The sequence below is a fragment of the Serratia sp. CY47280 genome (assembly GCF_052168655.1).
In the GTDB taxonomy this organism is placed as follows: Bacteria; Pseudomonadota; Gammaproteobacteria; order Enterobacterales; family Enterobacteriaceae; genus Serratia; species Serratia bockelmannii.
Map to the genome: position 1 here is coordinate 46,895 of NZ_JBJNMG010000001.1, position 13,957 is coordinate 60,851.

Consider the following 13,957-nt stretch of genomic DNA (forward strand, 5'->3'; position numbering starts at 1 on the left):
GTGTCAGACCAGCGGGTTGATGCCTTCAGCCCGCAACATCTCCAACAGCGCGATCAACGGCAGGCCGATCAGGGTGTTCGGGTCCCGGCCTTCCAGCCTGTCGAACAGCGCGATCCCCAATCCCTCGCTCTTGAAACTGCCCGCGCAGTTCAGCGGTTGCTCCAGACGTACATAGGCGGCGATCTCCGCTTCGCTCAGCGCGCGAAAATGCACGTGGAACGGCTCGCACAGGGCCTGCAGTTGCTTGCTGCGGCCGTTGTACAGCGCCAGGCCGGTATAAAAGGTCACGGCCTGGCCGCTTGCCTGGCGCAGCTGCGCGCGGGCGTTTTCCTCGGTATGGGGCTTGCCGGTGATGTTGCCATCGATCACGCAGACCTGATCGGAACCGATGATCAGATGCTCGGGGTAGGCGAGGGCCAGCGCCTGAGCCTTCGCTGCCGCCAGGCGCAGCACCAGCGCTTCGGCGCTTTCGCCCGGCAATGGGGTTTCATCCACCTGCGGCGCGGCGCAGTCGAACGGCAGCTGCAGCTTCTCCAGCAGCATTTTTCGATAGGGGGAGGTGGAGGCTAAAAGCAATCTCTGCATAATTTTTTTCGCAAACCGTAGCGTAAATAGGTACGGCATTTTAAACTGTCGGCCGCTGTGGAAGCGAATATTGGTGAAAGGAGCCGTTTTACGGCCTTTTTCTTTGACTCTATGTCGTTACAAAGTTAATATGCGCGCCCTATGCAAAAGGTAAAATTACCCTTGACCATTGATGCGGTACGTACCGCTCAGAAACGCCTGGACTATGCTGGTGTCTATGCGCCTGAGCAGGTTACTCGTGTTGCCGACTCCGTGGTCAGTGTGGACAGTGATGTTGAGGTGTCGTTGTCGTTTAATATCGACAATCAACGCCTCGCGGTGATAACAGGGCATGCGGACGTCACGGTAACGTTGATGTGCCAACGCTGTGGAGTCCCGTTCGAACATCAGGTTCACACAACATATTGTTTTAGCCCGGTCGTCAATGATGAGCAGGCTGAGGCATTACCGGAAGCGTACGAACCGATCGAAGTTGACGAGTTTGGCGAAGTCGATCTGTTGGCAATGATTGAAGACGAAATTATTCTTTCACTGCCTGTCGTTCCGGTACATGAATCTGAACACTGTGAAGTGTCCGAAGCGGACATGGTATTTGGCCAACTGCCTCCCGAGGCGGAGAAACCGAATCCGTTTGCCGTATTAGCCAGTTTAAAGCGTAAGTAATTGAGGAGTAAGGTCCATGGCCGTACAACAGAATAAACCAACCCGTTCCAAGCGTGGCATGCGTCGTTCGCACGATGCTCTGACCACGACTACTCTGTCTGTAGACAAAGTATCCGGTGAAACTCACCGTCGTCACCACATCACTGCCGACGGTTTCTACCGCGGTCGCAAGGTTATCGGCTAAGTAGCGATACCTTGACTCGTCTAACCCTGGCGTTAGATGCAATGGGCGGGGACTTCGGTCCCTGCGTCACAGTGCCTGCTTCGTTGCAGGCACTGGCCTCTAATTTACAGCTTCATCTCCTGCTGGTCGGCAATCCCGACGCTATCTCCCCTTTGCTTGCCCATGCCGATCCGGTTCTTCTGGAGCGTCTGCAAGTCGTGCCCGCCGAGTCTGTGATCGCCGGCGACGCAAAACCTTCACAAGCGATACGCGCCAGCCGCGGCACGTCGATGCGCATTGCGCTCGAACAGCTCAGCATCGGCAACGCGCAGGGCTGCGTCAGCGCCGGCAATACCGGCGCGCTGATGGGATTGGCGAAGCTGTTGGTCAAGCCGTTGGAGGGCATTGAGCGCCCGGCGCTGATGACGGCGATCCCGAACCAGCAGCGCAGCAAAACCGTGGTGCTGGATCTGGGCGCCAACGTCGAGTGCGACAGCACCATGCTGGTGCAGTTTGCCGTGATGGGCGCGGTGATGGCGGAAGAGGTGATCGGCATTGCGCAACCGCGGGTGGCGCTGCTGAATATTGGCGAAGAAGAGACCAAAGGCCTGGATAATATCCGCGAAGCGGCCGCTGTGCTAAAAAATACTCCGGCAATCAACTATATTGGTTACCTGGAAGGAAACGAACTGCTCACCGGCAAGACCGACGTGTTGGTCTGCGATGGCTTCGTGGGCAACGTCACCCTGAAAACCATGGAAGGGGTGGTCAGGGTATTCTTATCGCTGCTGAAATCGTCCGGCGACGGAAACAAGCAAGCGTGGTGGCTGAAATTGTTGGGCCGTTGGTTGCAAAAACGGGTGGTTAAGCGGTTCGGCCACCTGAACCCCGACCAGTATAATGGCGCATGTCTGTTAGGATTGCGCAGCACCGTAGTCAAGAGCCACGGCGCTGCGAACCCTCACGCGTTTGCAGTCGCAATCGAACAGGCTGTGCAGGCGGTGCAGCGGCAAGTCCCGGAAAGGATTGCTGCGCGCCTTGAGGCTGTATTACCTAAGAGTGACTGATCGTACATGTATACAAAGATTCTCGGTACGGGGAGTTATTTGCCCGTACAAGTGCGCACCAATGCTGATTTGGAAAAAATGGTGGATACCTCTGACGAATGGATCGTCACGCGTACCGGTATCCGCGAACGTCGCATCGCCGCTGCGGATGAAACCGTCGCGACGATGAGCTTCCAGGCCGCTGAGAAAGCGCTGGAAATGGCAGGTGTGGCTAAAGAAGACATTGGGCTTATCGTCGTGGCGACCACCACCACGACTCACGCATTCCCGAGCGCGGCGTGCCTGGTGCAGCAAATGCTGGGCATCAAAGACTGCGCGGCGTTCGATCTGGCTGCGGCCTGCGCCGGCTTTACTTATGCGCTCAGCGTGGCCGATCAGTACGTGAAAAACGGCGCGGTCAAACATGCGCTGGTTATCGGCGCGGACGTCTTGTCGCGCACGCTGGATCCTGAAGATCGCGGCACCATCATTCTGTTTGGCGATGGCGCGGGTGCGGTGGTGCTGGGGGCGTCTGAAGCGCCGGGCATTCTGTCTACCCATCTGCATGCCGACGGCAGCTACGGCAGCCTGCTGACGCTGCCGTACAAGGATCGTCAGAATCAAGACAAGCCGGCCTATGTCACCATGGCGGGCAACGAAGTCTTCAAGGTTGCGGTTACCGAACTGGCGCGCATCGTCGACGAGACGCTGCAGGCCAACAACATGGACCGTAGCGAGCTGGATTGGCTGGTGCCGCACCAGGCCAACCTGCGCATCATCAGCGCAACGGCGAAAAAGCTGGGCATGGGGATGGACAAAGTGGTGGTGACGCTCGATCGTCACGGCAACACGTCTGCCGCCTCGGTGCCTTCCGCACTGGACGAAGCGGTGCGTGACGGGCGAATTCAGCGTGGCCAACTGGTGCTGCTGGAAGCCTTTGGCGGCGGCTTTACCTGGGGCTCGGCGCTGGTTCGTTTCTGATTTGGACAGGAAGAAAAAATGACGCAATTTGCTTTTGTTTTCCCGGGCCAGGGGTCGCAGACCGTTGGCATGCTGGCCGAGTTGGCCGCACAGTTCCCGATCGTCGAAGAAACCTTTGGCGAGGCTTCTTCCGCCCTGGGTTACGACCTGTGGCAGCTGGTGCAGCAAGGCCCGGTGGAAGAACTGAACAAAACCTGGCAGACCCAACCGGCTCTGCTGGCTGCCTCGGTGGCGATTTTCCGCGTTTGGCAGCAGCAGGGCGGTAAAGCGCCTGCGCTGATGGCGGGTCACAGCCTGGGCGAATACTCGGCGCTGGTCTGCGCCGGCGTGCTGGACTTCAAGGCGGCGATCCGTCTGGTCGAGCTGCGCGGCAAGCTGATGCAGGAAGCAGTGCCGGAAGGTACCGGCGCGATGTACGCCATCATCGGTCTGGACAACGACGCGATCGCTAAGGCGTGCGAAGAATCCGCGCAGGGGCAGGTGGTTTCTCCGGTCAACTTCAACTCGCCGGGCCAGGTGGTCATCGCCGGCAACAAAGAAGCGGTTGAACGCGCAGGCGCCGCCTGTAAAGCTGCCGGCGCCAAACGTGCGCTGCCGCTGCCGGTGAGCGTGCCTTCGCACTGTGCGCTGATGAAGCCGGCCGCCGACAAGCTGGCCGTGGCGCTGCAGGACATCACCTTCAACGCGCCGCAGGTGCCGGTGGTGAACAACGTCGACGTGCGCACCGAAAACGATCCGGAAGCGATCCGCAGCGCGCTGGTGCGTCAGCTGTACAGCCCGGTGCGTTGGACCGAAAGCGTAGGGTTTATCGCAGCACAGGGAGTGACGTCGCTGCTGGAAGTGGGGCCGGGCAAAGTGCTGACCGGTCTGACTAAACGTATTGTTGACACCCTGACGGCTGCGGCGGTGAACGACACCGCCAGCCTGTCGGCGGCGCTTGAACAATAAAGAGGAAAATGATGAGCTTCGAAGGTAAAATCGTTCTGGTCACCGGCGCAAGCCGCGGTATTGGCCGAGCTATTGCAGAAACGTTTGTGGCACGCGGCGCCAAAGTGATCGGTACCGCGACCAGCGAGAGCGGCGCTGAAGCGATCAGCAGCTACCTGGGTGCAAACGGCAAAGGGTTTATGTTGAACGTTGTTGATGCGCAATCTATCGACAGCGTGCTGGCATCGATTCGCGCCGAATTTGGCGAAATCGACATTTTAGTGAATAATGCCGGCATTACGCGTGATAACCTGCTGATGCGTATGAAGGATGACGAGTGGGAGGATATCCTCGACACCAACCTGACTTCCGTATTCCGCCTGTCAAAAGCGGTAATGCGCGCTATGATGAAAAAGCGGTTTGGCCGTATCATCACCATCGGTTCCGTCGTCGGCACCATGGGGAACGCAGGGCAGGCGAACTACGCGGCGGCTAAAGCCGGCCTGATTGGTTTTAGCAAATCTTTGGCACGTGAAGTTGCTTCACGTGGCATTACGGTCAACGTCGTGGCACCTGGCTTTATTGAGACGGACATGACACGGGCGTTGACAGATGATCAACGCGCAGGCATTTTGTCATCAGTTCCAGCCAACCGGCTGGGCGATGCTAAAGAAATCGCCAGCGCTGTTGCATTTTTGGCCTCTGATGAGGCCGGCTACATCACCGGTGAAACGTTACATGTCAATGGCGGCATGTACATGATTTAAAAAATGTGAAAACCATTTGCGTTATTTGAGGCAAAAACCGCAAAATAGCGTAAAATCGTGGTTTGACCAGCCGGGATTTAGTTGCATCTTTTTCAGCATTTTATACACTACGAAAACCATCGCGAAAGCGAGTTTTGATAGGAAATTTAAGAGTATGAGCACTATCGAAGAACGCGTTAAGAAAATCATTGTTGAGCAACTGGGTGTTAAACAGGAAGAAGTTTTGAACAACGCTTCTTTCGTTGAAGATCTGGGCGCTGATTCTCTTGACACCGTTGAGCTGGTAATGGCACTGGAAGAAGAATTCGACACCGAGATTCCAGACGAAGAAGCTGAGAAGATCACTACTGTTCAGGCAGCTATTGATTTCATCAACGCCAGCCAGCAGTAAGAGAACATATCTAGGCGGTCGTTCGACCGCCTAAGTTTTTTCTATCCCTAGTGTCATATTTTTCCCTCCCTGGAGGACAAACGTGTCTAAGCGTCGAGTAGTTGTGACCGGACTGGGCATGTTGTCTCCTGTCGGCAATACGGTAGAGTCCACGTGGAACGCTCTTCTTGCCGGTCAGAGTGGCATCAGCCTGATCGACCATTTCGATACCACTGCCTATGCGACCAAGTTTGCTGGCCTGGTAAAGAATTTTAATTCTGAGGATTTCATCTCCCGCAAAGATGCGCGCAAGATGGATGCCTTTATCCAGTACGGTATCGCTGCCGGCATGCAAGCCATGCAGGATGCAGGTCTGGACATCACCGAGGCTAACGCCAGCCGTATTGGAGCCGCGATCGGTTCCGGCATCGGCGGCCTGGGTTTGATCGAAGAAAACCACAGTTCACTGGTTAACGGTGGCCCACGGAAAATCAGTCCGTTCTTCGTGCCCTCCACCATCGTGAATATGATTGCAGGCCACCTGACAATCATGTACGGCATGCGTGGCCCAAGCATTTCCATCGCCACCGCCTGTACTTCAGGTGTGCACAACATCGGCCATGCAGCGCGTATCATTGCTTACAATGATGCTGACGTGATGCTGGCCGGTGGGGCAGAGAAAGCCAGCACCCCATTGGGCGTCGGCGGCTTTGGCGCAGCGCGCGCCCTGTCCACCCGTAATGACAACCCGCAGGCGGCGAGCCGTCCGTGGGATAAAGACCGCGACGGCTTCGTGCTGGGCGACGGCGCCGGCATGATGGTGCTGGAAGAGTACGAACACGCGAAAAAACGCGGCGCGAAAATCTATGCCGAAGTGGTTGGCTTTGGGATGAGCAGCGATGCTTATCACATGACGTCACCACCGGAAAACGGCGCAGGCGCTGCGCTGGCGATGGAAAATGCCCTGCTTGACGCCGGTGTGACCCCGTCACAAATCGGTTACATCAACGCGCACGGCACCTCTACGCCGGCGGGCGACCAGGCGGAAGCGCAGGCGGTGAAATCCGTCTTCGGCGCTGATGCCCAGCGCGTGCTGGTGAGCTCGACCAAATCGATGACCGGCCACCTGTTGGGTGCGGCGGGCGCGATCGAGTCCATCTTCACCGTGCTGGCGCTGCGCGATCAGGCGGTACCGCCAACCATCAACCTGGATAACCCGGATGAAGGTTGCGATCTGGACTTCGTGCCTCACGAAGCGCGCCAGGTCAGCGATATGGAGTTCACCCTGTGCAACTCCTTCGGCTTCGGCGGCACCAATGGCTCGCTGATCTTCCGCCGAGTGTAACTCGCGCGGTTGTTCGCTGATGAAAAGCCCGGTTTTTTAACCGGGCTTTTTTACGCCTGGCGTCCGGCCGTCAGCAGGGCTGCGTATTGCCTCGTCGCCTGCTATTCTGCGAGCGTAATGAAATCACCCGGCAACAGGAGGAAGCATGTACTGGATTAACGGACAACGCCACGATGCGCTGGCGCCGAGCGATCGTGGCCTGCAGTTCGGCGATGGCTGCTTTACTACCGCCCGGGTTATCGACGGTAAAATCGAGCTGCTGCCCTGGCATCTGGAGCGGCTGCAGCAAGCGGCACAGAGGCTGATGCTGCCCACTACCGATTGGGCCGCTTTCGAGCGCGAGATGGCTCAGGCGGCCGAATCAATTCCGCTCGGCGTGGTCAAAGCGATACTGACGCGCGGCAGCGGCGGGCGGGGCTACAGCCCGACGGGGTGCGAAAATCCAACGCGCATCGTCGCCCGCAGCAGCTACCCTGCGCACTATTTGCAGTGGCGCGAGCAGGGCATCACGCTTGCGCTCAGCCCGGTGGCGCTGGCGCGCAATCCGCTGCTGGCGGGGTTGAAGCATTTGAACCGCCTGGAGCAGGTGCTGATCCGCGCGCATCTTGACCAGACGGCCGCCGACGAGGCACTGGTGCTTGACACTGCCGGTATGCTGGTGGAATGCTGTGCGGCTAATTTGTTCTGGCGTAAGGGAAAAGCGGTGTTTACCCCGGACCTGAGCCAGGCGGGCGTCGCGGGCCTGATGCGGCGGCGGGTGATCGCGCTGCTGGCGGGCTCGGAATACCGTCTGCACTGCGTCAGCGAACCGCTGGAGACGCTGGCCGATGCCGACGAAGTCCTGGTGAGCAACGCGCTGATGCCGCTGCTGCCGGTAAACGTTGCTCAATCATGGCGTTATCATTCGCGCCAGCTGTATGATTTTTTGCGTCCACACTGTTAACCATGGCTGATTGATGAAGAAAAGAAAGCTGAAGGTCCTGTCTGTTATTGTTGTTCTGGTATTGGCGCTGCTGTTTTGGGGCTACCAGAAGATCGAACGCTTTGCCGATACGCCGCTGGCTATCCAGCAAGAAACCATCTTCAAACTGCCTGCCGGCACCGGCCGGGTGGCGCTGGAAGGATTACTGGTGCGCGATAAACTGGTGCGCAACGGCCGCTGGTTCCAGTGGCTGCTGAAACTGGAGCCGGAGCTGGCGGAGTTTAAAGCCGGTACCTACCGGTTCACGCCGGGCATGACGGTGCGCCAGATGCTGAAACTGTTGGCCAGTGGCAAAGAGGCGCAGTTCACCGCACGCTTTATTGAAGGCTCACGACTGCGTGATTGGCAGCAGGTGCTGCAGCAGTCCAAATACCTGAAACACACCCTGGCGGGCAAGAGCGACGCGGAGATCGCCACAGCGCTCGGTATTGCGGCAGGAGAAACCCCGGAAGGGCATTTGTACCCGGATACCTATCAGTATACCGCCGGCATGAGCGACATCGCGCTGCTCAAACGCGCGCACGTGCGCATGAATAAAGCGCTGCAGGCCGCCTGGGCCGGCCGCGACACCAGCCTGCCGTATAAAACGCCGGAAGAGTTGCTGACCATGGCCTCGATCGTCGAGAAAGAGACCGCGGTGCCGGAAGAGCGTAGCAAGGTGGCGTCGGTGTTCGTCAACCGTTTGCGCATCGGCATGCGCCTGCAGACCGATCCGACGGTGATCTACGGCATGGGCGAAAGCTATAATGGCAACATCACGCGCAAGGATCTGGAGACGCCGACGCCTTACAACACCTATGTGATCGCCGGCCTGCCGCCAACGCCGATCGCCATGCCGGGCGAGGCCTCGTTGCAAGCGGCCGCCAATCCGGCCAAAACGCCATATCTCTATTTTGTCGCCGACGGCAAGGGTGGGCATACCTTCACCACCAATCTGGCGAGCCATAACCAGGCGGTGCGCGTGTACCGTCAGGCGTTAAAGGAAAAGAATGAAAAGTAAATTCGTTGTAATCGAAGGGCTGGAAGGCGCGGGCAAAACCACAGCGCGTGACACGGTAGTCAATGTGCTGCGCGAACATGGCATCAACGACATCGTTTTCACCCGCGAACCGGGCGGCACACCGCTGGCGGAGAAGCTGCGCGAACTGTTCAAACGCGGCATCGACGGCGAATTGCCGACCATCAAGGCCGAAGTCTTGATGCTGTACGCTGCGCGCGTGCAGCTGGTGGAAACCGTGATCAAACCCGCCCTCGCGCGTGGTGCCTGGGTGGTGGGCGACCGCCACGATCTCTCTTCACAGGCTTACCAGGGCGGCGGCCGCGGTGTGGACCCACAGCTGATGAGCTCGCTGCGCGACACCGTACTGGGGGATTTCCGCCCGGATTTGACGGTTTATCTCGATCTGCCTCCGCTGGTCGGCTTGCAACGCGCACAGGCGCGCGGCCAGCTGGATCGCATCGAACAGGAGGCGCTGCCGTTCTTCGAACGCACCCGCGCTCGCTATCTTGAGCTGGCGGCGCAGGATGAAACGATCGTTACCGTTGACGCCGCCCAGCCGCTGGAACAGGTGACCGCGGCGATCCGCGACTGCGTCGGCCACTGGCTGCGGCAGCAGGAAGGCGCATAATGAACTGGTACCCGTGGCTGAATGGCCCTTATCGCCAGCTGATTGGGCAGTACGCCGACGGTCGCGGCCACCATGCGCTGCTGCTGCATGCGGCGGCGGGCAATGGTGACGATGCGCTGGCCTACGGCCTGAGCCGTTGGTTGATCTGCCAACAGCGCAACGGCGAAAAAAGCTGCGGCGAGTGCCACAGCTGCCGGCTGATGCTGGCGGGGAATCACCCGGATTATCACGTGCTGGCGCCGGAAAAGGGCAAGAGCAACCTGGGTATCGAACCGATCCGCCAGGTGATTGAAACGCTGTACGCCCACGCGCAGCAGGGCGGCGCCAAGGTGATTTGGCTGCCGCAGGCGGAACAGTTGACCGAGGCGGCGGCCAACGCACTGCTTAAAACGCTGGAAGAGCCGCCGGAGAAAACCTATTTTCTGCTGGGTTGCCGTGAGCCGTCGCGGCTGATGGCGACGCTGCGCAGCCGCTGTCTTTATTGGCATTTGGCCAGCCCGGATGAGCAGCTCAGCCTGCAGTGGCTGGGCCGGCAGGCGGCCGGTTCTCAGACAGACCGCCTCACGGCGCTGCGCCTGCACGACGGCGCGCCGCTGGCCGCCGAACAGCTGTTACAGCCGCAGCAGTGGCAACAGCGCAGCGCCCTGTGCACCGCGTTGAGCGCCGCGCTGCCGCAGCGCGATATGCTGTCGCTGTTGCCGGTGCTGAACCATGAAGATGTCGCCGAGCGCCTGCACTGGTTGTGCGCGCTGTTGGTGGACGCGATGAAGTGGCAGCAGGGCGCGCATCACTATGTATTGAATCAGGATCAGCAACCACTGGTGCATCAGCTGGCCAGCGTGCTGAGCAGCGCCTCGCTGCAGCAGATCGTGCAGCAGTGGCTGACCTGCCGCCATCAGCTGCTCAGCGTGGTGGGTGTCAATCGCGAGCTGCTGCTGACCGAACAGTTACTTCGCTGGGAACAGATGCTTGGCGCCGCCGGCTATTCCCACCCTCATTCGCTGTAAAGTAAAAGAGTTAAAAATTATGTTGTTAGTCGATTCTCATTGCCACCTTGACAGTCTGGATTATCAAACGCTGCATCAGAATGTGGACGATGCGCTGGCCAAAGCCAAAGCGCGCGACGTCGGCTATGTGCTGGCGGTCGCCACCACGCTGCCGGGCTACCGTTCCATGACCGAGCTGATCGGCGAGCGCAACGATGTGGCTTTCTCCTGCGGGGTGCATCCGCTCAATCTGGAAGAGGGGTATGATTACGCCGAGCTGCGTCGCCTGGCGGCGGCGGAGCAGGTGGTAGCGCTGGGAGAGACCGGGCTCGATTACTTCTACCAGAAAGACAATCTTGAGCTGCAGCAGGACTCTTTCCGCGAACATATCCGCATTGGCCGGGATCTGAACAAGCCGGTGATCGTCCATACCCGCGATGCGCGCGCGGACACGCTGGCGATCCTGCGTGAAGAGAACGCACAAGACTGCGGCGGCGTGCTGCACTGCTTCACTGAAGATTTGACCACGGCCGAAGCCTTGCTGGATCTGGGCTTCTACATCTCCTTCTCCGGCATCGTCACCTTCCGCAACGCCGAACAGCTGCGTGAAGTGGCGCGCTACGTGCCGCTGGATCGCATTCTGGTGGAAACCGACTCGCCTTATCTGGCGCCGGTGCCGCATCGCGGTAAAGAAAACCAACCCGCCTATGTGCGCGATGTGGCTGAATACATGGCGGTATTGAAGGGCGTCAACCTGGAACAGCTGGCCGAAGCCACCACCGCCAACTTTTCACGCTTATTTCACCTCGATCTGTGATCTTTGACCTAGGCTATAGCTGTAGGTCATTGTCTGCGTAATTTTTTTTAAGCTCGTAATTAATCACTGAAACGGGTAAGGTTCCCTCCCGTTTCAGGGGGATTGGTGCGTGTTTTTTGGCCGGCTTTGCCAAAAAACGGCCGGTTTATGCAAAGTTGCCGCGGCTCGATCATCGAAACGTGATTGTCATCAAACATTGCGCAGGCTATTTATTTTACTCTGCGTAATAAATTCAAGGGGTGCTCAGACACCCTGAATTGCAGGGGTTTTTCTCCCCCCCTTGCAGCGCGACCAATCGCGACAAGAAGTAGCAAAGCATTATTACTCAGGAGCACACTCAACTATGTTCAAGAACGCATTTGCAAACCTGCAAAAAGTAGGTAAATCGCTAATGCTGCCGGTGTCCGTGTTGCCTATCGCAGGTATCCTGCTGGGCGTCGGTTCCGCCAACTTTAGCTGGCTACCTGCGGTAGTCTCCCACGTGATGGCGGAAGCGGGCGGTTCGGTCTTCGCCAACATGCCGCTGATTTTCGCCATCGGCGTCGCCTTGGGCTTCACCAACAACGACGGCGTTTCCGCGCTGGCGGCGGTGGTGGCTTACGGCATCATGGTGAAAACCATGGCGGTGGTTGCGCCGCTGGTGCTGCACCTGCCGGCTGAAGAGATTGCGGCCAAACACCTGGCGGATACCGGTGTGCTCGGGGGGATTATCTCCGGTGCCATCGCGGCCTATATGTTCAACCGCTTCTTCCGCATTCAACTGCCGGAATACCTGGGCTTCTTTGCCGGTAAGCGCTTCGTGCCGATCATTTCCGGTCTGGCGGCGATCGTTCTGGGCGTAGTGCTGTCCTTCATCTGGCCACCGATTGGTACGGCTATACAGACCTTCTCGCAGTGGGCGGCTTATCAGAACCCGGTCGTGGCCTTCGGCATTTACGGCGTGGTTGAGCGTGCTCTGGTGCCGTTCGGTCTGCACCACATCTGGAACGTACCATTCCAAATGCAAATTGGTGAGTTCACCAACGCGGCGGGCCAGGTATTCCACGGTGATATCCCTCGCTACATGGCGGGTGACCCAACCGCGGGTAAACTGTCCGGCGGCTTCCTGTTCAAAATGTACGGTCTGCCTGCTGCGGCCATCGCCATCTGGCACTCGGCCAAGCCGGAAAACCGCGCGAAAGTCGGCGGCATCATGATCTCCGCCGCGCTGACCTCGTTCCTGACCGGTATCACCGAGCCGATCGAGTTCTCCTTCATGTTCGTCGCGCCGATCCTGTACGTGATCCACGCTATCCTGGCCGGCCTGGCGTTCCCAATCTGTATCCTGTTGGGCATGCGTGACGGCACCAGCTTCTCGCACGGCCTGATCGACTTTATCGTACTGAGCGGCAACAGCAGCAAAATCTGGCTGTTCCCAATCGTCGGCATCGTCTACGGTCTGGTGTACTACACCATCTTCCGCGTGCTGATCGCCAAACTGGATCTGAAAACCCCTGGCCGTGAAGACAGCGCTGCCGAGCAGACTGCGCAGGGCGGTTCCGAAATGTCCGCGGCACTGGTTCAGGCCTTCGGCGGTAAAGAAAACATCACTAACCTGGATGCTTGCATCACCCGTCTGCGCGTCAGCGTGGCCGACGTGTCCAAAGTTGACCAGGCGGGCCTGAAGAAACTGGGCGCAGCCGGCGTAGTCGTCGCTGGCTCCGGCGTGCAGGCCATCTTCGGCACCAAGTCCGACAACCTGAAAACCGATATGGACGAATACATCCGTAATCACTGATTCAGGCAGGGGAGTTATCAAGGGAGGCGAAAGCCTCCCTTTTTTATTGCCTGCCGTCAGGTACCAAGCCGCTGTTCGAGCTCGGCGAGAGAAGGAAGGAACCAGATCTGTTCGCCGCGATTGGCTTCACGCACAAAATCTTGCAGCGCGCAGCTTTGCGCCAGCCAGGGGGTGATATCACCCAGCAGCGTCACGCGCAGGCGGTAGTTGATGAATTTCTGCAATACGGCGCCGGCCACGCCGCTTCTTAGCTGGAAGAAGGCGGCGTCGAGGCGGTTGACGGGGAGGGCAATCATCCCGGCCTCGTGTTCAAAAGCGGGCGCGATAAACAGGCTGACGTCGTTTTCGTCTTTCAACAGCGGCCCGGCTTCGGCGAAAACCACCAGGCGCAGGCCATGAACGTGCTGCACGGCGTAGCTCATCGGCGCCCCGGGAGTCAGGGTTTGACGTGTTGCTGCAAGTAATGCTCGAACACCGCCAGCGTTTCGTCCGAGATATGGTGTTCAATCCCTTCGCTGTCCAGCTCGGCAGTTTCGCTCGGCACCCCGAGGCACATCAGCAGATCGACCACAATGCGGTGACGGCGGCGCACCTTCTGCGCCAGCTGCTCGCCTTCCTCGGTTAAAAACACCCCGCGATAAGGGCGCGATTCCACCAGCCCGGCGCTTTTGAGCCGCGCGATATTTTTGATCGCCGTCGGGTGAGAGACGCCGAAGCGGCGCGCGATATCGGTGGTTCTGGCTTCACGGGTGCTTTGCAGCAAATCGGCGATCAGCTCAACGTAATCTTCGATCAGCGCATTGGACTGCGCTTCGCGGGCGCGGCTAAAACGCAGGGCGTGCTCGGCCTCGTCCGGCATGTCGGTCTGGGCGGGGCGGTCGGCGTTATCTGGCGCGCGGGTAACCATAGCGTGGGGCGTC

Annotated in this window: 17 protein-coding genes; 14 read left to right on the plus strand and 3 right to left on the minus strand. The window is 58.8% G+C overall.

Annotated features, from left to right (window positions below; translation table 11 throughout):
- Nucleotides 1-3: 3 nt before the first annotated feature.
- Nucleotides 4-585 carry a Maf family protein gene (locus ACJ8J4_RS00245; protein ID WP_050505169.1) on the minus strand — a complete coding sequence of 194 codons (582 nt, stop codon included), beginning with the start codon at nucleotides 583-585 and terminating at the stop codon, nucleotides 4-6.
- A 141-nt stretch (nucleotides 586-726) separates the two neighbouring features.
- On the opposite strand from ACJ8J4_RS00245, the gene yceD reads away from it, so the two are divergent.
- The 14 genes from yceD (at nucleotide 727) to ptsG (ending at nucleotide 13,037) form a co-directional block, all read left to right on the plus strand.
- Entirely contained in the window at nucleotides 727-1,248 is a 522-nt protein-coding gene (yceD, locus tag ACJ8J4_RS00250) for a 23S rRNA accumulation protein YceD (protein ID WP_004927780.1), read from the plus strand.
- A 16-nt stretch (nucleotides 1,249-1,264) separates the two neighbouring features.
- On the plus strand, nucleotides 1,265-1,432 hold the full coding sequence (gene rpmF / locus ACJ8J4_RS00255; RefSeq protein ID WP_004927778.1) for a 50S ribosomal protein L32: 168 nt from the start codon (nucleotides 1,265-1,267) through the stop codon (nucleotides 1,430-1,432).
- A gap of 11 nt (nucleotides 1,433-1,443) precedes the next feature.
- Entirely contained in the window at nucleotides 1,444-2,478 is a 1,035-nt protein-coding gene (gene plsX / locus ACJ8J4_RS00260) for a phosphate acyltransferase PlsX (RefSeq protein WP_197832181.1), read from the plus strand.
- Between the two features lie 6 nt (nucleotides 2,479-2,484).
- Nucleotides 2,485-3,438 carry a beta-ketoacyl-ACP synthase III gene (locus ACJ8J4_RS00265; RefSeq protein WP_043141705.1) on the plus strand — a complete coding sequence of 318 codons (954 nt, stop codon included), beginning with the start codon at nucleotides 2,485-2,487 and terminating at the stop codon, nucleotides 3,436-3,438.
- Nucleotides 3,439-3,456: 18 nt separating this feature from the next.
- Nucleotides 3,457-4,386, plus strand: a complete 930-nt coding sequence (fabD, locus tag ACJ8J4_RS00270; RefSeq protein ID WP_197832180.1) for an ACP S-malonyltransferase — start codon at nucleotides 3,457-3,459, stop codon at nucleotides 4,384-4,386.
- Nucleotides 4,387-4,397: 11 nt separating this feature from the next.
- Entirely contained in the window at nucleotides 4,398-5,132 is a 735-nt protein-coding gene (fabG, locus tag ACJ8J4_RS00275; RefSeq protein WP_016928193.1) for a 3-oxoacyl-ACP reductase FabG, read from the plus strand.
- Nucleotides 5,133-5,286: 154 nt separating this feature from the next.
- Complete coding sequence (gene acpP / locus ACJ8J4_RS00280; protein ID WP_004719003.1) at nucleotides 5,287-5,523, plus strand: acyl carrier protein; 237 nt, start codon at nucleotides 5,287-5,289, stop codon at nucleotides 5,521-5,523.
- An 82-nt stretch (nucleotides 5,524-5,605) separates the two neighbouring features.
- Nucleotides 5,606-6,847, plus strand: a complete 1,242-nt coding sequence (fabF, locus tag ACJ8J4_RS00285) for a beta-ketoacyl-ACP synthase II (protein ID WP_025302412.1) — start codon at nucleotides 5,606-5,608, stop codon at nucleotides 6,845-6,847.
- A 145-nt stretch (nucleotides 6,848-6,992) separates the two neighbouring features.
- Complete coding sequence (pabC, locus tag ACJ8J4_RS00290; protein ID WP_025302413.1) at nucleotides 6,993-7,790, plus strand: aminodeoxychorismate lyase; 798 nt, start codon at nucleotides 6,993-6,995, stop codon at nucleotides 7,788-7,790.
- 13 nt (nucleotides 7,791-7,803) lie between these two features.
- Nucleotides 7,804-8,829: an endolytic transglycosylase MltG gene (gene mltG / locus ACJ8J4_RS00295; RefSeq protein ID WP_025302414.1), complete on the plus strand. Its 1,026-nt coding sequence runs from the start codon at nucleotides 7,804-7,806 to the stop codon at nucleotides 8,827-8,829.
- The gene (gene tmk / locus ACJ8J4_RS00300; RefSeq protein ID WP_025302415.1) at nucleotides 8,819-9,457 is read left to right on the plus strand and encodes a dTMP kinase; all 639 of its coding nucleotides are present in this window, start codon (nucleotides 8,819-8,821) and stop codon (nucleotides 9,455-9,457) included. The genes mltG and tmk overlap by 11 nt, the downstream gene beginning before the upstream one ends.
- Entirely contained in the window at nucleotides 9,457-10,464 is a 1,008-nt protein-coding gene (gene holB / locus ACJ8J4_RS00305) for a DNA polymerase III subunit delta' (protein WP_025302416.1), read from the plus strand. Before tmk ends, holB begins: the two co-directional genes overlap by 1 nt.
- A 19-nt stretch (nucleotides 10,465-10,483) precedes the next feature.
- Nucleotides 10,484-11,260 (plus strand): metal-dependent hydrolase, encoded by a 777-nt coding sequence (locus ACJ8J4_RS00310; RefSeq protein ID WP_025302417.1) that lies wholly within the window; start codon nucleotides 10,484-10,486, stop codon nucleotides 11,258-11,260.
- Nucleotides 11,261-11,603: 343 nt separating this feature from the next.
- Complete coding sequence (ptsG, locus tag ACJ8J4_RS00315) at nucleotides 11,604-13,037, plus strand: PTS glucose transporter subunit IIBC (RefSeq protein WP_141997763.1); 1,434 nt, start codon at nucleotides 11,604-11,606, stop codon at nucleotides 13,035-13,037.
- 56 nt (nucleotides 13,038-13,093) lie between these two features.
- On the opposite strand, the gene ACJ8J4_RS00320 is transcribed toward ptsG, so the two are convergent.
- Nucleotides 13,094-13,459 (minus strand): DUF4180 domain-containing protein, encoded by a 366-nt coding sequence (locus tag ACJ8J4_RS00320; RefSeq protein WP_089180771.1) that lies wholly within the window; start codon nucleotides 13,457-13,459, stop codon nucleotides 13,094-13,096.
- Between the two features lie 14 nt (nucleotides 13,460-13,473).
- Nucleotides 13,474-13,944 carry a manganese-binding transcriptional regulator MntR gene (gene mntR, locus ACJ8J4_RS00325; RefSeq protein WP_025302421.1) on the minus strand — a complete coding sequence of 157 codons (471 nt, stop codon included), beginning with the start codon at nucleotides 13,942-13,944 and terminating at the stop codon, nucleotides 13,474-13,476.
- Between the last annotated feature and the right edge of the window lie 13 nt (nucleotides 13,945-13,957).

Excerpts from the sequence above, each read along its gene's own strand:
- acpP (WP_004719003.1), top strand. The coding sequence starts at position 5,287 with ATGAGCACTATCGAAGAACGCGTTAAGAAAATCATTGTTGAGCAACTG.
- yceD (WP_004927780.1), top strand. The coding sequence starts at position 727 with ATGCAAAAGGTAAAATTACCCTTGACCATTGATGCGGTACGTACCGCT.
- ACJ8J4_RS00310 (WP_025302417.1), top strand. The coding sequence starts at position 10,484 with ATGTTGTTAGTCGATTCTCATTGCCACCTTGACAGTCTGGATTATCAA.
- ptsG (WP_141997763.1), top strand. The coding sequence starts at position 11,604 with ATGTTCAAGAACGCATTTGCAAACCTGCAAAAAGTAGGTAAATCGCTA.
- pabC (WP_025302413.1), top strand. The coding sequence starts at position 6,993 with ATGTACTGGATTAACGGACAACGCCACGATGCGCTGGCGCCGAGCGAT.
- ACJ8J4_RS00320 (WP_089180771.1), bottom strand. The coding sequence starts at position 13,459 with ATGAGCTACGCCGTGCAGCACGTTCATGGCCTGCGCCTGGTGGTTTTC.
- tmk (WP_025302415.1), top strand. The coding sequence starts at position 8,819 with ATGAAAAGTAAATTCGTTGTAATCGAAGGGCTGGAAGGCGCGGGCAAA.
- mltG (WP_025302414.1), top strand. The coding sequence starts at position 7,804 with ATGAAGAAAAGAAAGCTGAAGGTCCTGTCTGTTATTGTTGTTCTGGTA.
- holB (WP_025302416.1), top strand. The coding sequence starts at position 9,457 with ATGAACTGGTACCCGTGGCTGAATGGCCCTTATCGCCAGCTGATTGGG.
- mntR (WP_025302421.1), bottom strand. The coding sequence starts at position 13,944 with ATGGTTACCCGCGCGCCAGATAACGCCGACCGCCCCGCCCAGACCGAC.
- fabD (WP_197832180.1), top strand. The coding sequence starts at position 3,457 with ATGACGCAATTTGCTTTTGTTTTCCCGGGCCAGGGGTCGCAGACCGTT.
- ACJ8J4_RS00265 (WP_043141705.1), top strand. The coding sequence starts at position 2,485 with ATGTATACAAAGATTCTCGGTACGGGGAGTTATTTGCCCGTACAAGTG.
- rpmF (WP_004927778.1), top strand. The coding sequence starts at position 1,265 with ATGGCCGTACAACAGAATAAACCAACCCGTTCCAAGCGTGGCATGCGT.
- fabG (WP_016928193.1), top strand. The coding sequence starts at position 4,398 with ATGAGCTTCGAAGGTAAAATCGTTCTGGTCACCGGCGCAAGCCGCGGT.
- ACJ8J4_RS00245 (WP_050505169.1), bottom strand. The coding sequence starts at position 585 with ATGCAGAGATTGCTTTTAGCCTCCACCTCCCCCTATCGAAAAATGCTG.